This window comes from Microcoleus sp. AR_TQ3_B6, from assembly GCF_036702785.1.
GTDB lineage: Bacteria > Cyanobacteriota > Cyanobacteriia > Cyanobacteriales > Microcoleaceae > Microcoleus.
Genome location: NZ_JAUBVJ010000098.1, coordinates 9,593 through 28,711, shown reverse-complemented (window position 1 = coordinate 28,711; position 19,119 = coordinate 9,593). Strand labels below are relative to the sequence as shown.

Genomic DNA, 19,119 nt, shown 5'->3' with positions numbered 1-19,119 from the left:
TAGCATCTATAACTGGATGGGATTACATTTTGTCAGCCCTAGCTACTGTTGCATGATTTTTGAAAATTGGTATAAAAGTATGAAAACCTTGAAATTTAAGCTGTATCAACACAAAAGGAATAGATTTCTTAAGCGGTCAATTAATGCCGCAGGAGTCATCTATAACCATTGTATTGCGCTCCACAAAAGGTACTGTCGAATGTGGGGCAAACACTTAAATTGCGCTCAACTTCAAGCTCATATTGCTAAGCTGCGAAAACGCAAAGAATTTTGGCAATTAGTTGGCTCTCAAGCAGTACAAGATATTTGTCAACGAATTGAAAAAGCGTACCAGTTATTTTTCAAGCACCATAAAAAAGGAGTTAGACCGCCGCACTTCAAGAAGGTTCGCAAGTACAAATCATTCACCCTTAAGCAAGCTGGTTATAAATTTTTGGCAGGCAATCGGATCAAGATTGGGCAGAAAGTCTATCAATATTGGAATTCCCGAGAAATTGAGGGGACGGTCAAAACACTAACCATTAAACGCACCCCACTGGGTGAATTGTTCATGGTCGTTGTTGTTGACAGTGTTATCGAACCTGAAATCAAAGTCGAGACGAGTCACATTGCTGGGTTTGATTTCGGTTTGAAAACATTCCTCACAGTTTCGGATGGTTCTAAGATTGAGTCGCCTCAATTCCTCAAGCAATCGCTCACTGCTATCAAAAAACCCAGCCGCCAACATTCTCTTAAGGTGAAAGGTTCGGCTAACCGCGAAAGAGCTAGGAAAAATTTAGTCCGCAGACATGAGGACGTTGTAAATCGTCGTTCTGACTGGTTCTGGAAATTGGCTCACGCTCTAACCGATAGATTTGATGTGCTTTGTTTTGAGACGTTAAATCTTAAAGGAATGCAACGCCTTTGGGGACGCAAAATCTCTGATTTAGCTTTTGGGGAGTTTCTGAAAATTCTGGAATGGGTTGCTCAGAAAAAAGATAAGCAGGTGATCTTTATTGATCGATGGTATCCATCCAGTAAGACTTGTTCAAATTGTGGTCATGTCCTAAGAGAATTGGATTTGTCGATCGCACAATGGCGTTGTCCATCTTGTCAGTCTGTAAATGGACGAGATGAAAACGCAGCTAAAAATATTTGTGCGGTTGGGGCATCGACCGCTAAGCTAGGCGATGTGAGACAGGCTTTGCCTGCAATTGCTGTTTGATCTTAGAATCCCCGCGCGTAAACGCGCGGGGAGTATGTCAATGTAAAGTCCGATCTGGTAAGATAATTTCCTTTATAAAATATTCGCATTTCGCTTCTAATCTGTGATCAGTTCTCATTCCTAAAAAAATGTTAATTTTGACTGCCAAGCGCATCTTGGTTATTGACGATGCGGAAGATATTCGGGAAGTGGCTCAAGTCAGTCTTGAGATGGTGGGGGGCTGGGAAGTCCTGACCGCGAGTTCTGGCCGCGAGGGTGTTGCTAAGGCTCTTGCCGAACAGCCTGATGCTATTCTATTGGACGTGATGATGCCCGACCAAGACGGGCCTACTACTTTTCTACAGTTACAAGCTAATAATGCTACCCAGCACATTCCGGTAATTTTATTGACGGCTAAGGCTCTTGCTGGCGACAGGCGGATGTTCGCGGATTTGGGGGTGGTGAGCGTGATTGCTAAGCCTTTTGAACCGATGTTTTTGGCGGCTCAGGTCGCTGAAGCTTTGGGCTGGGAGCAAGAATAGATCGATCGCCCCTATTGAATTGTGCAGCTTTTCCAGCATTAGTATTGCAGGCAAAGAGAGTTAAAAAAACTGGGTTTCTTTGGTATTGTGCCGAGCGATAGAATCCGGTCGCGAGCACAGGATATCTGTAGGGACTTAGGCGCTGTGCCTTTTGTCCAGTCTGTTTAAGACTAAAAACCGCTCAAACGGCAGGCATTTCAACCCTGTCGGTCTTTCGGTGAAATTGATACCATTGACATCCACCCCGCGCTCTCTGCGACGGAGAAACCTAAGACTCACGACTTAGGTTTCTGTTTCATAGCACCAGCCTTAACAGATTTACTCTGTTCGGGTCTTACAGTCGCTCCACAGACATTCACCGCAAGAGAAAGCGGCAAGAATATTTTTAGCAGTATTTATATCTCTATCGTGATGTGTACCGCACTTAGGGCAATTCCACTCTCTGATATTTAAAGTCAGCTTGTCAACGATATGTCCACAATGTCCACACCGCTTCGAGCTAGGAAACCATCGGTCAATTTTGACAAAAGTACGACCGTACCAGTTGCACTTATATTCAAGTTGCCTGAAGATTTCACCCCAACCAGCATCACTAATCGAGAGAGCGACTTTTCTATTTTTGACCATATTCTTCACAGATAGATTCTCGACTGCAATCACTTGGTTTTCACCAACCAGTCGAGTTGTCAACTTGTGAAGAAAATCATTGCGAGCTTCGCTAATTTCTGCATCAACTTTAGCGACTTTCAACCTTGCTTTGTGGCTGTTTTTAGAGCCTTTTTTATTTTTGCTAAGCGCTTTTTGAGCTTTACGTAACTTACGGCGCTTTGCTTTGAAAGTTTTAGGGTTAACAATCTTCTCGCCATTACTCAAAGCCATCAGCGTCGTAATACCCAAATCCAAACCAATTTGATAGGGAGACGCAGGTAATGCAGCTATCTCAACACCTACCAGTAAAGAAACAGTCCACCGTCCAGACGGTGAGAGCTTCACCGTAATTGTTGATGGTTCTGCGCGATCGGTGAGTTGACGACTCCCTCGGATATCCAAGGGTTGACTGCATTTAGCTAAAAATACTTTGCCATCTTTCCACCTAAAAGCGGCTGAGACTGAATTCAGCATTACCGCCATGAGACTTTTTCTTGAAGTTCGGGTATTTTGCCCGAACTGCAAAGAAATTAGTAAAGGCAGTTTGTAAATGTCTCAATCCTTGCTGTAATGGCACACTGCTAACTTCATTGAGAAACTGCCAGTCTTCCTGCTTTTTCCAACTGGTTAGCATTGTTGAGGTTTCAGAGTAGCCGACTCGCTCTTGAGGTTCATACCATGCTTCTGTCCTTGCGGCTAAAGCACGGTTGTAAACTAATCGAGCACGCCCCATCGTTCTTCTCAGCAAAGTTTCTTGCGACTGTGTTGGATAGAATCAGTACTTAAAAGCTTTTTGTGTCCTACTTACATTGTATCAGATATTCTGTAAGGTATTCAAATTAATGTAAAGCCGTCCTAGAAGGACGGGGTGTTAAACCCAATTTTTCGATAAGCGATGCCTAAGTCCCTATTCGTAGTGCGTTCATTTAAGCGGATTCGACCTCAGCAATGAACTCAGTATTCCTACGGATTTCTCGGAAAAATATAAGCTGGCAGGAGTATTTTACTTTTTGTGACAACTTTCTCGTCTTCATAAGTTCTTCAGGTTTTAGTTTTAAGTTTAAGCAGATGGTCAGGGATCGATCCTGACGGTTGGCAGATACATTGGGAGAAGACGACTATGCCCTCAGCTTACATTTTGCTACTGATCGTTTCTCTGGTGGCAGTCGGGATTTACTGGCAAACATCTCAAGATATTTTTGTTCTTGTGGCTTTAGCCGGAGTGGGTTGTTTTCTTTGGGGTTTCTCTTGGGCCCCTTGGAGCGTTCAGCTTCTGATTGTGGTGTTGCTGTTCGGTTTCCAAAAATGGTACTTGCGAGACGCTCAAAGTTTTGAGTGAAAAGAGATTTTTTATTGTTGTGTATGAAGTTGAGATGCACCGACATTCGTCAGTATCTGTAATGAATTGGTTATCGCTCCATATCTTAAAAAAGGTTTAAAATCTCATGAATAGTTGCCCTTGTTGCTCCTCTCAATTGCTCCGCCACGCTCGCCACAATCGCGTTTATTGGTTTTGCTCGCACTGCAGGCAGGAAATGCCGGATCTGTCGGAGATGATTTTAGGTAACAGCCTTCGCAGTCACAAACGCGACGGTTTGGTGAAACTTCCTGGTTTGACTCCTACATTGAGGATGTTGGATTCGGTAGGAATTGCTTAGTTTCGTGGAGTTAATCTCGCGATAAATATTGAGACAGAAACTGTGGAATTTTTTGAGAGAAAATGCAAAAGCCCCTTCCGTGTGAAGTGAAGGGGCCTTTTTAGCGGGGAGGCTTTTGCAGTTGTGATGGGATCTCCCGCCTGAATTTCAGCTTTTGTATGCAGTTAAGCTGATTACATCAAACCGATTTGAGAGAGAATGCCTTGACCGGTGAGGTATTCGGTAGCTAAGCCGATAACGAAGCCCAACATTGCCAAACGGCCGTTCCAGGTTTCAGCAAACTCAGTGAAGCCAACTTTTGCGTCTTTGTTTTCCATGACCATAAACCTCGTTTAATTTCAACCTTATGTAACCAAACTTAACACAACCGGAGAAACTTTGCAACATATTTTTACATTTAGTGTTCAAATGCCGGAGACAAGCGCGATGGGCCCGCAGTCCGAGGGACTCGCGGGGGGAGGGGGAGAGGGTTTTTGATGTGGGGACGGTCGATCGCGTAAAGCGTATCAGGGCGATCGGTGTCAGGTTGGCGAAAACCTTGGTGAGATGTCTAAAGATGTAAGAAAATTATTTTGAGTGAATACTTGACATCCAATAATTAGAACGCTAGCCTAAAAGCACAGCTAAAACTAAATATCGCATTCAAAATTGAGGAATGTTGATTGAGTCGTCTTAGCTACACGGTTTATAATACTGCGGCAAGTTTCTAACACCCCGTAGAGGGGAATGTGAGCCTAATGTCGTTTTAACAAGTTGATACAAGCTTGAGAAAATCGAAACATTATTGAGTTCAATTTCCCTTCAACGGGCTGCTACTAAGCTCGTTGCAGTTCTGTAAACCCTGTAGCTAAGACGCTAATCAAATCCCAACAAAATTACAGTGTTTTGTGGTAACAGATTGTCCCGTGCCGGGATGTTCATTTTTGAGCAAAGCCACAGGCAACACTCCATTAATGCTAGATGCGCGATATGTCGAGGCTGTCCAGTCAACCTCTTTGTAGGACATAATCAAATGACGGACAATCATCGAAGCACAGGCAAACAACAAAGCCTGTCTCAGCAAGTTGATATGTTTTGGGATTATCAGAACGTCTACTTAAACCAAAAGCAAGCTGAATTACTGCTGGCTTTTGCCCAATCAAAAGGGCGTTTAGAACCGCCTAAAATTTACTATAACTCGCAGCACAAAAATCAAGTTAACGACAAAATTTCGATAGAAAAGCTGGGTTATCAAGGCGTTGATGTCCCTGATTCAGGCAAAAATAGTGCAGATAAACAATTGGTGTTTGACTGTATCAAACGAGTGGCAATTAAGCCTTCTCCGGACATAATTATCCTAGTCTTAGGAGATCGGGACTTTGCAGGTTTAATCACCGTTTTGAAGGCTTCGGGTATAACAGTGATCGTTTTTGCACGGCGCAAAAGTGCAAGCAAAAAACTGATTAACCTCGTTGGTGAGGATAACTTTCATGATGTAGACGAATTGCCTAGTTTGTGTGCAGGATTGAAACCCTAACTTAAAAATCAAAAACAGTTATCAATAGAAGCAGATTAATTATCTGATTGAAGCAACACAGTCCGCCAGGGAATGAATTCCCTGGCTAATAGCTAAAGTCGGTTAAAACCGACTGACTGACAGTTAAAAAACACAATTTTTAGTTTTCTTAAGAGGATGTTAGCTATGAGCCAGGGGTTTTAACCCCTGGCGGACTGACGGACTAACGGGCTAATAGTAGAACGGCCAAATATCTGTTAAAATTTACTCGCTGCCGATAGCAAAAATCCAGTTTATTTGATAAACTAGATTCTCCAAACCCACCGCTATCTGCGGCTCTTTCATGTCCGCATAACAACACCCAACTCCAAAAATAATAACCATTACAAAACTCCTATGCCATTAACTAATCCAACACAAGAACTCAAAATTAGCCTTCCCGAATTCAAAAATGAAAAACTGCTGCGCCAAGCCCTCACCCACCGCTCCTACGTCAACGAAAACCCCACATTCCGCGAAGAAGACAACGAACGCTTAGAATTTCTCGGCGATGCTTTGCTGACTTTTCTCAGCGGCGAATATCTCTATCAGCGTCATCCAGAAATGGGAGAAGACCAACTGACTCGCCGGCGTTCTGCATTAGTAGATGAAAAACAATTAGCCAGATTTGCTACCGAAATCGCTTTAGACTTAAAAATGCGACTCGGAAAAGGAGCTTATCGAGAAGGTGGGATTACCAACCCAAATTTGCTCAGCAGCACTTTTGAAGCATTTATTGGCGCTTACTATCTCGACACCCAAGACATGGACAAAGTTCGCCATTTTGTGCGACAAATGTTTGATTCTGTTCCCGAAAATGTTGTGGAAACTCGATCGACTGTAGACTCGAAAAATCGGTTTCAGGAATGGGTACAGGCCAACGGTGGCACGACTCCCCCTAAATACGTGACAGTCCAAGAAGGAGGCACACCCCACAAGCCGGAATTTCTCGCTAAAGTTTATGTCGCAGAGAAACTCTATGGAGAAGGTAAAGGCAAAAGCAAAAAAGATGCTGAGAAAAATGCGGCGGAAGATGCCCTAGCAAAGCTGAAAAAACGCGGACTGATCTAAACTGGAAAACATCAGTAAAAAGTAGTAGCTTTTTTGTGCGCTTCCGGCGTTGGCGTTAGCGAAGCGATCCGAAGGAAAGCCCTCGAAGACGATCGCCCGAATTGATTGCCAGAGCGCACAATCGGCTATAATCAGGACTTGGGCAAGTGTTACCGCCGTCCATCGAGGGTTGTAATGGCAGAAATTCGTTGACGAGTAGCCGAGTGTCGATCGTAATTTTGGGAAATATTAGAGCAATTCATGTCTACTCAAAACCCGACTACCCTAACTGTTGAAGAAGCACAGCAAATCCTCAAAGATTTCACTTGTCTGGATATGCAATCTCTAGCATCGCCGCAGGACAAACAAGCGCTGCGTCAAGCGATTTTGCTAGTAGCAAGTTTGTCGGATTATCAAATGTTGGGAGTGTGCGCTGCTTCGACGGATGAGGGTTTTTCAGCTTTAGAAGCTTATTTGAAAGCTTTGGGATATCAAGCTGTTTTAGATCCAAATGCTTTTTCGGGATTTGCTGGTTCGGTTTATATTAAGTTCAATACTTTGAAGGGGTCGTATTATGTGGACGGCTATCCCGGAACTTACCGGGGCGTTTTGGTGTCGTGCCAATCTTCCTCAGAAGGTGGAGTTAGCGGAACTTACGGTCATTTACCTCTCGATTTATTTGTTGATTAATGTGTCAGTAGTCAGCAGTCAGTCGATCGATTAAATTGAATCAAAAACCCACTGATGCGCGTTACTAAGCTTTCGGGTGCGTCAGCCGTCCCTCGATTCAGTCGAATCAAACACCGACTGACGCACCTTACTCAGATTAACCCTTACCAACGATCAATTCTGGCTCTGGTTCCGGTGCAGTTTCTTCTGGGGGCAGCCCCAAAATCTCGCTGTACAACTTGACGTATTTCCGGGCCGAAATATCCCAGCTAAAATCTTCTCTCATGCCGCGCTGTTGCAGTTCTTTCCACTTATCTTTATAGCGGAAACCTTCCCAAGTTCTGATCATGCAGGTGAACAAGTCTAGGGGTTCGTAGCGATCGAAACAGTAACCTGTACCGGTATTGTCGATCGGGTTGTTGTGGGAAACGGTATCGACTAAACCGCCGGTGCGGCGCACCATTGGTACGCACCCGTAGCGGAGGGCGAGCATTTGGCTGATACCGCAGGGCTCGAAACGGCTGGGCATCAGGAAGGTGTCGCAGCCTGCGTAAATGCGCCGGGAGAGGGCGTCGTTGTAGAGTAATTGGGTGGACATCCTACCGGGATAGCGGGCTGTCATTTGCCAGAGTTGGGTTTCGTAGTAGCGATCGCCCGTTCCGAGTACAATAAACTGAGCGTCGGTATAGGCCATGAAGCGATCGAGCATTTGAATAATCAAATCCAGCCCCTTCTGTTCTACCAGCCGCGTCACCATGCCCATTAAAAAGGCACCTTTATTCACTTCCAAACCGACTTCTTCTTGCAGGGCAATTTTGTTAGCTGGGCGCTTTTCAATAGTATCAACACTGAATTGTTGATGGATGTACTTGTCTGTTTCCGGGTTGTAAGATTCTGTATCAATTCCGTTCAAAATGCCCGAAACCTTGCCGCCCAGGTAAGACAGCAAACCTTCCAAACTTTCCCCGTAAGCTGGGGTTTTTATTTGCTCGGCGTAAGTCGGCGAAACTGTATTTACTCGATCGGCAAACTGTACGGCTGCAGCCATTGTATTGTGACCTTGCATATACCAAGGGCACCAAGTCATCTGCTCCAAACGCCAGCGCCACGGCCCTTGATAAGCTAAATTGTGAATAGTAAAAACCGTGCTGATATCCGGGTCTTGGCTCATCCAAACAGGTATCATCCCGGTATGCCAGTCGTGACAGTGGATAATTTGGGGCTTCCAGTGATTCCAGGCAAATTCAGCCGCAGCATTGGCAAATAAAGTGAACCTCCAATCTTCATCTACACCGCCGTAAATGCGGCGGGGCAAGAAAGATGGATGTTGCAATAAGTATAAAGGTACATCGGTTCCCGGCAAAACACCTTCAAAGACCGAAAAATTTTGGAACATGGCCCCCCCATCCCAAACAGGTTTTTTGGGAACATCCATTTTGTCGGGGATGAAACCGTAGTAGGGCATGAAGATGCGGACATCGTGTCCCATGCGCCGCAGAAATTTAGGCAAAGCGCCGACGACATCGCCCATACCTCCCACTTTGGCTAGGGGTGCTGCTTCGGCGGATACAAATAAAATGCGCATTATTTTCTTGTGTTCCTTGAGGTAGTTAGTCTAGAGTGAAATAGCTGGTAAAAGTATAGTCATTTATTGCACATGACATGGGAGGCGTTAAGCCCCTCCCCTTTCATTTTTACTTTAAGCGGATTGACCCGCCTCGGCCCAACTACGCAGCTCCCTATCAAGAGTGCTAAACGCATTTGGGATTGCCTTTCTGAGAATATTGTACCCGGCGTTGACATCAGAATTAATTAATTGGCCGACTGATGTTTTGTACAAACCTCTCTTGATTCGCTTGCCAGTGAACACAGGGTCTTTATCGGTTTTTCCATAAACAGGGATTGGAGCTAAACCCAAAAAATTGGCTCGTGAAGTATAAGATTCTTCTTGCAGAATTACCGTAATCCCAACTAATCGAGCTTTGTATTCCAACATTTCAATTAATCGAGCGTGAGGAATGCTGACAAAGTTTTGGTTGGTAGGCTTCCCTAGTTCAATTTCAGTTTTCCACTGTGCCTTCTTACCGATTACTAACGTCCCAATCTGTTTGACAGTTAAAATGTCAATAATTAGGCGACTGGTATGAGGTAAGTAATTATCAACTTTTTGATGGCGACAGCGAGTTAAACGTTGAATCCGAGGCGATGTTCTGCGACTCCCTTTCAACTGGGATTGCAACTGTCAAGAGCGTTTGTTGTAGAATTGATTAATCGATTTCAACGGTCGCCCGTTAACCCACATAGGGGTAAATCCCGGTTGATTTAAAGTTAGCGCCATTAAATTATCTAGTCCTAAATCAATACTAGCTACGAAATTGTCGTTACTAACGGTGGACTCCGGTTCATTATAAATTACCTCAATTACATAGGAATCGCATTTAGAAGCCTAACTTGGCAAATACGAGCGGGGTTCAGTTTAGTCTTAATTAAAAACTCCCAACCCGAAAGTTTAATAATTCCTGTTCTTAGCTGCTTGGTGCTAATAGCTTGAATCGTGTAAACGAGAATGTTTCGCCCTTTAGCTTTATCCTTGTACAACGGCAATTTTGGGCGACCCGTAAATTTAGAGTCATCAACTTTGTAAGCTTTGACTGCTTCAAAGAATGATTTCCAATTCTTGTCCAACACCATTAAGATTTGTTGGCTAACCGATTCAGGTAAAGCCTTGTACGCTTCGTGAGACTTCCTTAAGCGGTTCATTTCGTTGTAGCCGACATAGCCCCATCCATAAATGAAACTCTGACGAATGACGTAGTTGGCGGCATTGGAGAGATTTTTTGATTTAAAAGCTAGTGCATCAATTTCAGTGAAACGATGTTCCGTGTATTTAATGATGTGCCTTTCTGTTAGCTGCATTTAAGGCTTCCATTTTTTTACCTATGTGTAGTTCACTCGACCACCATGATAATATCATACTACCATTGTTTATAATTGCTTATAAATTCAACGAAGTTTTACAATACCTAGCACTGACCTTCGGTGAGCGTGTAGGCTTCGTGTATCATCTGCCGTTGCTCTATTGGGTATCTCATTAATGAGATTCGTCACTGAAGACGATCCGAGTCTGACACTGAATAAGAAAGCTTTGCAGCCTTTATCCCTTCTTCGGGAACCCACGCAGAAGTCCTGTTTCCCAAGACCAAAAACTGTTTTCTTACAACAAACATGGTTTATATTTTACTGTAGGGCGTTACCTTGCTTTCCCAGCGGTCTGTTTTTTCCCCCTTTCTATCGCAGTTATCCAAGGTCAAGCATACTACTGCTACTGTGACCTGTTGTTTGCAGTCGAGTGGGTGGGTCGCAACCACTTATATCTTACAAGTTTTTTTGCTAGAGAAACAGTAAATTGTCGCTCTTTTTCATATACATTGCTTGGCTTATATCCCAAGGCCCAATTGAGTACAATTACAGCGTGGGACTTACGCCAATTGAGTTAAGGAAATAGCGATCGCCTTGAACATCCCCTCTGATAAAAAGTGCGATCGCCCGAAGCACATACAGCGTATTCCAGGTTTATTAAGTGCAGCTTTAGACACGGCGAGTGTCCCGTGTCCCTACGGGGCTCGATCGATCGGCGGGTGTACTTGATAAATCTGCAATCTGCTGTATTACCGACAACTCCCGACTAATTCTGAGAATCCTCCTCAAAAGTTTCTTCAAATCCCGCTAAGAAATCATCCAAAGCTTCAGAGGCGATCGCCAAATTAATATTATCAGCATCTTCCCATCCCCACGTATTCACCCCAACCACTTGACCGGCCATATTAATCAGCGGCCCGCCGGAATTTCCCGGATTAATCGCTGCATCAGTTTGCAACACCTTCACCTCAGCAACCTCATCATCTTCCTCGCCTTCTTCATACTCTTCTGGTTCGCGAATTCCACTAATAATACCTTGAGTTACAGTTGAAGCAAACTGCCCCAAAGGATTACCCACAGCAATTACTCTATCTCCCACTTTCACATCGAAAGACAACTCTAGGGGAGGATATTCGTGGGGAGATGGCACTTGTTCGCCTGTTTCCGGGTTGAAGGTTAAATCGCTAATTAAGAGCAAAGCTAAATCTTCTTCAGCATTACCAGTAAACACCACTTCTGCCAATCTCAATTTTCCGTCGTGAGTTTCCACTAAAACCTCTTCGACTTCATCTTCTTCATAAAAGTAATCTTCATCGGCAATATCTTCGACAACGTGATAGTTCGTGACAATTATGTCCGGCGATACAAAGAAGCCACTCCCTGAAGAAATCTCTTCTTGTGTATCCCAATCCATGACGTAAACCGAAACTACGGACGGCAAGACTTGCTCGACTACATCCGACAAATTTCCTGCCTGAGTTTTCAACTCTTTCAATTGCTGCTGCAAAGCTTTTTGGTCTGCCTGCATTTTGCGATAAAGTTGCTGAACTTTTTTCACTTCCAGCTTTATTTGAGTTTCCCTAACGCTCATATTTGCCCTTTCCCTGAAATAAATTGCTGATTAATTTCGGATGTTTGATTGTAGATTTTGGATGGGTATATTGAGAATTATAGGACTTACGAAAAAACCTTGATTTCTGCGAGCAATCTTGGTTCCTATATCGAAACCTCCACCCGTGCGGAGCGTCCTAAATTACTCAGATTTTTTTGAAACCGAGGGTCAATTTTATGCTCTAATAGGACTTACGATATTGAACCCTGACTCAGCGAAAATCCTTGCTTTGACGACCCGATATAGAACAAACCGGGTTTCTGAGGTCTGGTTAGTAAGTCCCATCTAAAATCCCATCAAAAATCTACAAACATACTGCTCGTGTACCTGTGAAAGCAAAAGCGAACCGCCTGTTATCTTTATTTTACAAAAGGCGATATATCGCGTGTTAAAGCATTGACAAATAGATGCCGATCGGGTTTAGGAACCGCGCTGAACTTGGGCAAATATTTCCTCCAAAATTTCACTAGCTCCCTGTTCGCGCAGGCGGTGAGCGAGGTCAATTCCCAGCAGTTCAGCAGTCTCGGCGGCGCCGGAAACAGTATCTTTGACGAATCGCTTGCCGTCGAGACTCGATACCATTCCGGTTAAGGTTAATTGACCGTTTTCTATTTTGGTATTGACGCCTATCGGCACTTGACAGCCGCCTTCTAATTCCCGCAGGAATGCGCGTTCAGCATAACATCTTTGGGCGGTTTCCGAGTGTTCGAGAGCTTTAATCACTGTCATGATTTCTGTATCTCCGGCGCGGCATTCAATGCCCAAAGCACCTTGTCCGACGGCGTGAAGGGAGATTTCTGCAGGGATAATTTGGTGGATGCGTGAGCCCATTCCCAATCTTTCCAATCCCGCAACTGCTAAAATAATCGCGTCGTAACCGCCCTCATCTAATTTAGCGAGTCGAGTATTGAGATTGCCGCGAATATCTTTAAATTCAAAATGAGGGAAATGGTGCCGCAGTTGAGCCAGCCTGCGCAGGGAAGAAGTACCGATTACTGAACCTTCTGGGAGGGTGTCGAGTTGCTTGTCTTTGTGCTTAGAGTGAACTACCAGGGCGTCAGCGGGATTTTCCCGTTCGGTGACGCATCCTAAGATTAAACCTTCGGGTAAATTGGTAGGCAAATCTTTGAGGGAATGAACGGCAAAGTCCGTTTCATTGTTAATCATTCCCGTTTCTAATTCTTTGGTGAAAAGTCCTTTATCGCCAATTTTAGCGAGGGCGACATCAAGAATTATGTCGCCTTGGGTGGACATGGTGTGGACTTCAAAAGTGTGTTCCGGGAAGTGTTTCTGTAGCTGTTCTTGCACCCAGTGGGTTTGCACGAGAGCGAGTTGGCTTTTGCGGGAACCAATGCGAACTGTTCGGGAAGGGGCAGATGTGGTTGGGGACATAAGATCGATCGGAGGATAGCTTGAAATCAGCCAATATATTCACCTGATCTAGCGTACCGCAGGTGGGGACTTTAATTGCTGGTTGGGATAATTCGCGTGATAAAATAGAAGTACCAGATTTTGAGCGCCTGTTTGAAAAAAGGATGCAACGGTAGGCAAGCTCCAAACCTTTACATAATAAGCCATTGCCAATCTAAAACCTCAAATCTCAAATCTAAAATTGTATGACCGCCAGTAGCAGTGAGTCTTGATGATGTTTCCCATCCAGCATTGGGCGTCGCTTGCACTCCAGGCGATCGACATTCCGAAGCAAAGGCGGCAGGCGATGTAAGATTTACCTAGGGTCGAGCCGGATGAACCTGGTTTGCCTGAGCAGTTAGCTCAACAGCAGCGAGAAAGAATTAGCTCAAAGGTTGCGGGATGGGGGAGATAAATGTAGTTGCGAGGGGAAAAGAGCGATCGTAATTGCGATCGTACTTCTAAAGCCACCAAATAGCTTACCATCAAAAGTGAATTTGTCAAATTACTAAAATCCTAAAACTATGAAAAGTGCTCTTGACGTAGCTCGTTACTTTTTATGTCGTGTCGATCGAGAAGCAGGCGATACCATTTCTGCTCTGAAACTGCAAAAGCTGGTGTATTATGCACAAGCTTGGAGTTTAGTCTTTAGAAGCCAGCCGCTATTTGATGGAGATATTGAAGCTTGGGTTTCCGGCCCAGTTGTCCGCGATGTTTGGAATGAATACAAAGCTTACCAATACAAGGATATTCCCGCTCCCGATAATTTTGAAAAAGAATTTCAGGAAGATGAACTCGAAGTCCTCGAAGAAGTTTGGAATGCTTATGGAGAATTAAGTGCTAAACATTTGGTCGAGTTAACGCACTCAGAGATGCCTTGGTTAAACGCCCGCAAGGGATTAGAACCTGCTGAAAAATCAACTAAAATCATCTCCCACGAGGATATGAAATCCTACTATGCACCTTTTGTGGAGGCGTAAGTGGGGAAAAAAAGTCAAATACTAAAGCCCTCTCAAAAAAAGCAACCAAGTAGAATTCCAGAGCAAGCAACTCAGTTAAATCGACCAAGCAGTGCAGATGATGAGCATCCTAGCTTCAGATTTACCTATGCAGATAAAAATCGTTGGGTTTTGTCTAAGTGGACATCATCAGAAATCAATGACCTAATTGAAGGACTAAAGAAAATTGAGAAATATACTTGGGCCCAAATCAGATGTCACGGCTCAAAAAAACCAGGTGAATCAGTGGGAACGGGTTATAAGTTGATTGACAACCATCCGACTTTGCCTGACGATATTCCTGAAGATGCGAGGTTATCCGAAATGCGAATTGATGATAAAAAACGGATATTTGGGTTTCGCGTTCAGTCTGTTTACTACATCATTTGGTTTGACCGCGACCATTCAGTTTGTCCAGAATAAAGTTTATGAGGAGTGAAAAAGGTCGATTCCCTACCCTGCCCGAAGGCACGCGCGTTCGGGATAGCTTGGCTCGCGCGTATCTTTTCCATTTCCCAGCAAAATTTAACGCTGCCCTGCTTGAAGTGCAGAATTTGCTATCTGGACAACTTCTTGCTGTCGGCCGTTTTTCCTTGTGACTCGGTACAGCACCCCCAGCCTTTGCCACTCAACAAAAGCAGTGCAGTAAGCACCGCAATTATTGAAATAAATACCCCTGAATCCGCCCGCCAATTCAATGCTTCTGTAAGTATCCTGTGGGAATTGCGAAGGAGGCGAAAACGGTTCATTTCTTTTAGCTTCGATTGTGCCAAAATAACAGGCTCCCGCGCGGCATCCTTTGCCTAAATACATTCCCACAATGTAACCGTGGGAACCTGCTTGCACATCAAAATCAACTGGCTGAATGTCAGATAAAGGAAGTCTACTCGGAAGAAAAACAGGCACTCGCGTTTTGCCTTTGATTTGCCGAAAGATGTTACTCGCAGGAAAAATACTGTTAGCTTGGTTTTCACCTGACTTATCGGGTATTGGGGGAAACTTTTGCACAAAATCCCTCCACTGCAAAACTCTATTTTTAGCAATGTTCAGAGTGGGAATCGAATATTTTTCTATCGCAAGAGAAGGGCCGCCGTTTTTCAGGTTGAAGTTGCGGCGAATGACTGAAATTTCGGGTTTCCCTAACCCGTAAGCTGCTGCTATGGACTGGGCGAGATTGCAGCTAATTTTGAAGCGTCCCATCTCAATATTGCCATTTTCCGCTTCATAAGACCAATCGTACCCCTCAGAAGCCCGATCGCGATCGCACAAAAAATGAGAAATCTCAAACATCTTGGCAATATGAACATCGTACAACCGCAACTTGTGGCCGCCGGCAGATTTTGCAGTATTGCGATCGGGTACAATAAATTGTATCGGTTGCCAGCTATCTTCAGGGGAAAAATTAAACCACCGGATTTCTGTTATCGAGAGTTCTGTCCTTGCTAACGCTGGATTTGGTGTCAAAAGTGCGATCGTAAAAGCAGTCACCACACCAGCCAAAATCGCCGCAAATAGCCATCTTCCCCTCATCCTGATTTCCCCCTAACTAAGTAAGCGCCAAAAAACCATAGCATCTTGTAAGAGGCGAATGCGAGTTAAGATATATCATACAATAACGGTAAGGTACGCACGGAGCACCCTACAGATAGAATTTGTGCGTCCCCGACTACAAAACTTAATGCTTCCCAGCTTGAATAGCAGAATTTGCTATTAAAATTAAATCAGATTCCCGTCCGTTCTTAATTGCTACGGTATACATAAAACCCTGACTTTTCCACTCGAGAGTTGCTGTGCAGTAAGCCCCGCAACCATTGTGAAAAACTCCTTGCACTCCGTCAGCCAGTTGAACATTTTTTAAAGTCTTAGTTATCCCTTCTACTTTGCTAGAAAACTCACCGCCTTTCTGACCTCGAATTTCCCCAAAAGAGCAAGCTCCCGCACCTCGGCAATCTGGTGTATACTCCATAGAAATAGTATAGCTGTCCGTTTTCGCTTCGCTTTGATAGTAAAGCTTGTCCGGAATAGGAAGCCGGCTGGGGAGGAAAATGGGGACTTTTGTTTTGCCTTTTAACTTTTGCAAAATTTGACTTACCGGAACAGCCGTACCCGCTACAGCAACAGATTTGGTTTCCGGCGGTCGCTGCGACAATTCGGACGCACCAAAAACTCGCGATACAGGTAATAAAGCAGTCAATACACACGCCGAAGTCGCCAAAAGTAATAATTTATTGTTCACTGTTTTTTTCCTTGATGTCTAAACAGTCCAGTTGGGCGGTAAAGCGCCTTCACCTATTTACAACGATACTCCAAAATACAAAGCTCACAATAGGCATTCCGAAAAAAAGCAAGTTTAAAAATTTTTACACCTTCACTAAAATCGGCAGTTCCCGATAAAATATAAAAGACGACAAATTTAGGAAGAGAACGTGGAACTGCAAGATTATTTACGCCAGCACGGATTGGAAACCTTGTCCGAAACTTATCATATCAAAGTTACCCGCCACCGCCAATATCCCGAGCTAGTCTGTCTGAAATACTCGCAGATAGAATCTCCCCTGGGCGAAAAAATAGTCCAGCAGTCCCGAGGCATTATTTTAGATTCATCTCAAGATTGGCAGATAGTTTCTTATCCCTACGACAAATTTTTTAATTACGGAGAAATTCACGCCGCTGCAATTGATTGGAGTCATGCCAAAGTTTATGAAAAACTAGACGGTTCTCTGATTGTACTGTATTTTTACAAGGGAGAATGGAGAGTGCAATCTAGCGGCACTCCCGACGCCGCCGGCGAAGTTAACGGTTTTGGATTCAGCTTTGCCGAACTTTTTTGGAAAGTCTGGCAAGAATTGGGATATCAATTGCCCGAAGAAACCGACCAGTGTTTTATCTTTGAATTGATGACGCCTTACAATAGAATAGTTGTCCAGCCCAAAAACAATCAAATCGTTCTGCACGGGGTGCGCAACACTCAAACGCTGCTAGAAACCGACCCGAGTATTTGGGCAAATAAATACGGATGGGAAGTGGTCGCATCCTATCCCTTAACTAGCTGGAAAGAAGTTATCGAAGCGGCTCAACATTTAGATCCGATGAATTCGGAAGGGTATATTATCTGCGACGCTAACTTCAACCGAGTTAAAGTTAAGTCTCCGCAATATGTCGCGATTTCCCATCTGCGCGAAGGGTTTTCCACCCGCCGCCTGATAGAAATTGTTTTAACTAATGAAGGAGAAGAGTTTTTAGCTTATTTTCCTGAGTGGAGTGAGTTGTATCAACAAGTTAAGGACAAATATCAATCTTTAGTTGCAGAAATCGAGGAAGCTTACCGACAGCACGAACATATCGAAGTTCAGAAAGATTTTGCATTAGCTGTGAAACATTTGCCGTATTCCGGGATTTTGTTTTCTTTGCGGGCCCGAAGAGTTGCGGGAGTGAAAGAAGCTCTCCGTGATGTTACGATCCATAAAATAGAAGAGCTATTGGGTTTAGATTACATCCATCTAGGTTTGTAGTAACGACTACAGTCGTTTCTTGAATGACGACTTTAGTCCTCACTACGAACGAAGAGTAACATTATATTTTAGCGAACCGAAGAAAGAAATGCACCTAATTAAACCTAAGATACAGCTAAAAAGTTTGCTGTATGAGCATTCTTCCTTCTTCCTTCTTCTTTCTTCCTTCTTCCTTCTAATTACCATGAAAAGAGTTATTGTACTTGTCGGTTTACCAGCTTCAGGAAAATCTCAATTTGCTAGGGAATTGCTGCTTTCTGAACCTGCAAAATGGGTGCGTAGCAATAAAGATTTGCTCAGAGAAATGGCTCACGCTTCTCATTGGTCGCCAGCGAATGAAAAGTTTATTTTGCAGTTGAGAGATACGATTATTTTGATGGCTTTGGAAAGCGGCAAGCACGTCATTGTTGATGATACTAATTTTGGACCTCACATCGAGCATATCAAACAGTTAGTTAAAGGTAAAGCCATTGTGGAAGTTAATGATTCTTTCCTGCAAGTTCCGGTTGAGGAATGTATTAAACGGGATTTGAAAAGGCTTAATTCGGTGGGCAAAGAGGTGATCCTGAAGATGTACAATAAGTACGTGCGGGTTCCCGTTAAGCCGCCGGAATATAACCCGGATTTGCCGGATGCAATTATTGTTGATATGGACGGTACGCTGGCACTTCTCAACGGCAGAAATCCTTTTGATGCTTCGACGTGCGATCGCGATTTGCCCAATCCGCCAGTTTTAGATACCGTTCGCAAGTGGCAGTCCAGCGCCCATATTATTGTAGTGTCGGGCCGCACAGATGACTGTCAGCCTCAAACTGAAAAATGGTTGCAGCAGTATGAAGTCAATTATGCCGCTCTTTATCTGCGAAAAACCGGAGATATGAGGAAGGATGCGATTATGAAGGAAGAGTTGTATCGGCAGCATATGGAAGGGAAATATAACATTAAATTTGTTTTGGACGATCGCCAGCAAGTAGTTGATATGTGGAGAGGCTTGGGATTGACAGTATTCCAAGTAGATGAAGGGGATTTTTAAGGCAGAGTTTGTTTGCGCGATCGATCTAATTCATCTGCGTTAATCTGTGTTTATCTGCCCTCATCTGCGCTTAAAAAAAGAAAATGTAAACCGCAGATGACAAGGGATTCACGCCGATTCACGCAGATGCCGAGAAGAGAGATAGGAATAATTCCGATGCTATCGATCTAATTCATCTGCGTTAATCTGTGTTTATCTGCCCTCATCTGCGGTAAAAAAAAGAAAATGTAAACCGCAGATGACAAGGGATTCACGCCGATTCACGCAGATGAAAAGAAGAGAGATAGGAATAATTCCGATGCTATCGATCTAATTCATCTGCGTTAATCTGTGTTTATCTGCCCTCATCTG

At 44.0% G+C, this 19,119-nt stretch carries 18 protein-coding genes and 2 pseudogenes; 11 read left to right on the top strand and 9 right to left on the bottom strand.

The window, feature by feature from the left end:
• Positions 1–52: 52 nt before the first annotated feature.
• Both QUB56_RS31095 and QUB56_RS31090 read left to right on the top strand, forming a co-directional pair.
• On the top strand, positions 53–1,204 hold the full coding sequence (locus tag QUB56_RS31095) for a transposase (RefSeq protein WP_332960207.1): 1,152 nt from the start codon (positions 53–55) through the stop codon (positions 1,202–1,204).
• 128 nt (positions 1,205–1,332) lie between these two features.
• A complete protein-coding gene (locus QUB56_RS31090) occupies positions 1,333–1,725 on the top strand; it encodes a response regulator (RefSeq protein WP_332960206.1) in 393 nt (130 codons plus the stop codon).
• Positions 1,726–2,000: 275 nt separating this feature from the next.
• Here QUB56_RS31090 and QUB56_RS31085 read toward each other — a convergent pair.
• Positions 2,001–3,121, bottom strand: a pseudogene (locus QUB56_RS31085) (RNA-guided endonuclease InsQ/TnpB family protein).
• 372 nt (positions 3,122–3,493) lie between these two features.
• On the opposite strand from QUB56_RS31085, the gene QUB56_RS31080 reads away from it, so the two are divergent.
• Positions 3,494–3,712 (top strand): hypothetical protein, encoded by a 219-nt coding sequence (locus QUB56_RS31080; protein ID WP_332960205.1) that lies wholly within the window; start codon positions 3,494–3,496, stop codon positions 3,710–3,712.
• A gap of 106 nt (positions 3,713–3,818) precedes the next feature.
• Complete coding sequence (locus tag QUB56_RS31075; protein WP_332960204.1) at positions 3,819–4,031, top strand: hypothetical protein; 213 nt, start codon at positions 3,819–3,821, stop codon at positions 4,029–4,031.
• A 173-nt stretch (positions 4,032–4,204) separates the two neighbouring features.
• Here the strand turns inward: QUB56_RS31075 and QUB56_RS31070 are convergent, their stop codons facing one another.
• The gene (locus tag QUB56_RS31070) at positions 4,205–4,348 is read right to left on the bottom strand and encodes a chlorophyll a/b-binding protein (protein ID WP_332960203.1); all 144 of its coding nucleotides are present in this window, start codon (positions 4,346–4,348) and stop codon (positions 4,205–4,207) included.
• Between the two features lie 695 nt (positions 4,349–5,043).
• On the opposite strand from QUB56_RS31070, the gene QUB56_RS31065 reads away from it, so the two are divergent.
• The 3 genes from QUB56_RS31065 (at position 5,044) to QUB56_RS31055 (ending at position 7,305) form a co-directional block, all read left to right on the top strand.
• A complete protein-coding gene (locus QUB56_RS31065; RefSeq protein WP_332960202.1) occupies positions 5,044–5,547 on the top strand; it encodes an NYN domain-containing protein in 504 nt (167 codons plus the stop codon).
• A 375-nt stretch (positions 5,548–5,922) separates the two neighbouring features.
• On the top strand, positions 5,923–6,636 hold the full coding sequence (gene rnc, locus QUB56_RS31060; RefSeq protein WP_332960201.1) for a ribonuclease III: 714 nt from the start codon (positions 5,923–5,925) through the stop codon (positions 6,634–6,636).
• A gap of 240 nt (positions 6,637–6,876) precedes the next feature.
• A complete protein-coding gene (locus QUB56_RS31055) occupies positions 6,877–7,305 on the top strand; it encodes a DUF1824 family protein (RefSeq protein ID WP_332960200.1) in 429 nt (142 codons plus the stop codon).
• A 136-nt stretch (positions 7,306–7,441) separates the two neighbouring features.
• Here QUB56_RS31055 and glgA read toward each other — a convergent pair whose 3' ends face one another.
• The 5 genes and pseudogenes from glgA to QUB56_RS31030 all read right to left on the bottom strand — a co-directional run bounded on the left by glgA (position 7,442) and on the right by QUB56_RS31030 (position 13,729).
• Positions 7,442–8,869 (bottom strand): glycogen synthase GlgA, encoded by a 1,428-nt coding sequence (gene glgA / locus QUB56_RS31050; RefSeq protein ID WP_332960199.1) that lies wholly within the window; start codon positions 8,867–8,869, stop codon positions 7,442–7,444.
• A 59-nt stretch (positions 8,870–8,928) separates the two neighbouring features.
• Positions 8,929–10,200 (bottom strand): annotated as a pseudogene (locus tag QUB56_RS31045) (RNA-guided endonuclease InsQ/TnpB family protein).
• Positions 10,201–10,969: 769 nt separating this feature from the next.
• Complete coding sequence (locus QUB56_RS31040) at positions 10,970–11,794, bottom strand: S1C family serine protease (RefSeq protein WP_332960198.1); 825 nt, start codon at positions 11,792–11,794, stop codon at positions 10,970–10,972.
• Between the two features lie 441 nt (positions 11,795–12,235).
• Positions 12,236–13,207, bottom strand: a complete 972-nt coding sequence (gene hemC, locus QUB56_RS31035; RefSeq protein ID WP_332960197.1) for a hydroxymethylbilane synthase — start codon at positions 13,205–13,207, stop codon at positions 12,236–12,238.
• 381 nt (positions 13,208–13,588) lie between these two features.
• A complete protein-coding gene (locus QUB56_RS31030) occupies positions 13,589–13,729 on the bottom strand; it encodes a hypothetical protein (RefSeq protein ID WP_332960196.1) in 141 nt (46 codons plus the stop codon).
• A 20-nt stretch (positions 13,730–13,749) separates the two neighbouring features.
• On the opposite strand from QUB56_RS31030, the gene QUB56_RS31025 reads away from it, so the two are divergent.
• Together QUB56_RS31025 and QUB56_RS31020 are read left to right on the top strand one after the other, a co-directional pair.
• Positions 13,750–14,205, top strand: coding sequence for a type II toxin-antitoxin system antitoxin SocA domain-containing protein (locus QUB56_RS31025; RefSeq protein WP_332960195.1), 456 nt, complete (start codon positions 13,750–13,752; stop codon positions 14,203–14,205).
• Positions 14,206–14,646: an MAG6450 family protein gene (locus tag QUB56_RS31020; protein ID WP_332960194.1), complete on the top strand. Its 441-nt coding sequence runs from the start codon at positions 14,206–14,208 to the stop codon at positions 14,644–14,646.
• A gap of 102 nt (positions 14,647–14,748) precedes the next feature.
• Here the strand turns inward: QUB56_RS31020 and QUB56_RS31015 are convergent, their stop codons facing one another.
• Both QUB56_RS31015 and QUB56_RS31010 read right to left on the bottom strand, forming a co-directional pair.
• Entirely contained in the window at positions 14,749–15,753 is a 1,005-nt protein-coding gene (locus tag QUB56_RS31015; RefSeq protein ID WP_332960193.1) for a hypothetical protein, read from the bottom strand.
• Between the two features lie 145 nt (positions 15,754–15,898).
• A complete protein-coding gene (locus tag QUB56_RS31010; protein WP_332960192.1) occupies positions 15,899–16,459 on the bottom strand; it encodes a hypothetical protein in 561 nt (186 codons plus the stop codon).
• Between the two features lie 190 nt (positions 16,460–16,649).
• On the opposite strand from QUB56_RS31010, the gene QUB56_RS31005 reads away from it, so the two are divergent.
• Positions 16,650–17,735: a T4 RnlA family RNA ligase gene (locus QUB56_RS31005; protein ID WP_332960191.1), complete on the top strand. Its 1,086-nt coding sequence runs from the start codon at positions 16,650–16,652 to the stop codon at positions 17,733–17,735.
• A gap of 184 nt (positions 17,736–17,919) precedes the next feature.
• Positions 17,920–18,768, top strand: coding sequence for a phosphatase domain-containing protein (locus QUB56_RS31000; RefSeq protein ID WP_332960190.1), 849 nt, complete (start codon positions 17,920–17,922; stop codon positions 18,766–18,768).
• Positions 18,769–19,119 lie beyond the last annotated feature (351 nt).

What these genes read in the sequence shown, in the direction of transcription:
- QUB56_RS31095 (WP_332960207.1), top strand. Translation starts at nt 53, where the DNA reads ATGATTTTTGAAAATTGGTATAAAAGTATGAAAACCTTGAAATTTAAG.
- QUB56_RS31090 (WP_332960206.1), top strand. Translation starts at nt 1,333, where the DNA reads ATGTTAATTTTGACTGCCAAGCGCATCTTGGTTATTGACGATGCGGAA.
- QUB56_RS31080 (WP_332960205.1), top strand. Translation starts at nt 3,494, where the DNA reads ATGCCCTCAGCTTACATTTTGCTACTGATCGTTTCTCTGGTGGCAGTC.
- QUB56_RS31075 (WP_332960204.1), top strand. Translation starts at nt 3,819, where the DNA reads ATGAATAGTTGCCCTTGTTGCTCCTCTCAATTGCTCCGCCACGCTCGC.
- QUB56_RS31070 (WP_332960203.1), bottom strand. Translation starts at nt 4,348, where the DNA reads ATGGAAAACAAAGACGCAAAAGTTGGCTTCACTGAGTTTGCTGAAACC.
- QUB56_RS31065 (WP_332960202.1), top strand. Translation starts at nt 5,044, where the DNA reads ATGACGGACAATCATCGAAGCACAGGCAAACAACAAAGCCTGTCTCAG.
- rnc (WP_332960201.1), top strand. Translation starts at nt 5,923, where the DNA reads ATGCCATTAACTAATCCAACACAAGAACTCAAAATTAGCCTTCCCGAA.
- QUB56_RS31055 (WP_332960200.1), top strand. Translation starts at nt 6,877, where the DNA reads ATGTCTACTCAAAACCCGACTACCCTAACTGTTGAAGAAGCACAGCAA.
- glgA (WP_332960199.1), bottom strand. Translation starts at nt 8,869, where the DNA reads ATGCGCATTTTATTTGTATCCGCCGAAGCAGCACCCCTAGCCAAAGTG.
- QUB56_RS31040 (WP_332960198.1), bottom strand. Translation starts at nt 11,794, where the DNA reads ATGAGCGTTAGGGAAACTCAAATAAAGCTGGAAGTGAAAAAAGTTCAG.
- hemC (WP_332960197.1), bottom strand. Translation starts at nt 13,207, where the DNA reads ATGTCCCCAACCACATCTGCCCCTTCCCGAACAGTTCGCATTGGTTCC.
- QUB56_RS31025 (WP_332960195.1), top strand. Translation starts at nt 13,750, where the DNA reads ATGAAAAGTGCTCTTGACGTAGCTCGTTACTTTTTATGTCGTGTCGAT.
- QUB56_RS31015 (WP_332960193.1), bottom strand. Translation starts at nt 15,753, where the DNA reads ATGAGGGGAAGATGGCTATTTGCGGCGATTTTGGCTGGTGTGGTGACT.
- QUB56_RS31000 (WP_332960190.1), top strand. Translation starts at nt 17,920, where the DNA reads ATGAAAAGAGTTATTGTACTTGTCGGTTTACCAGCTTCAGGAAAATCT.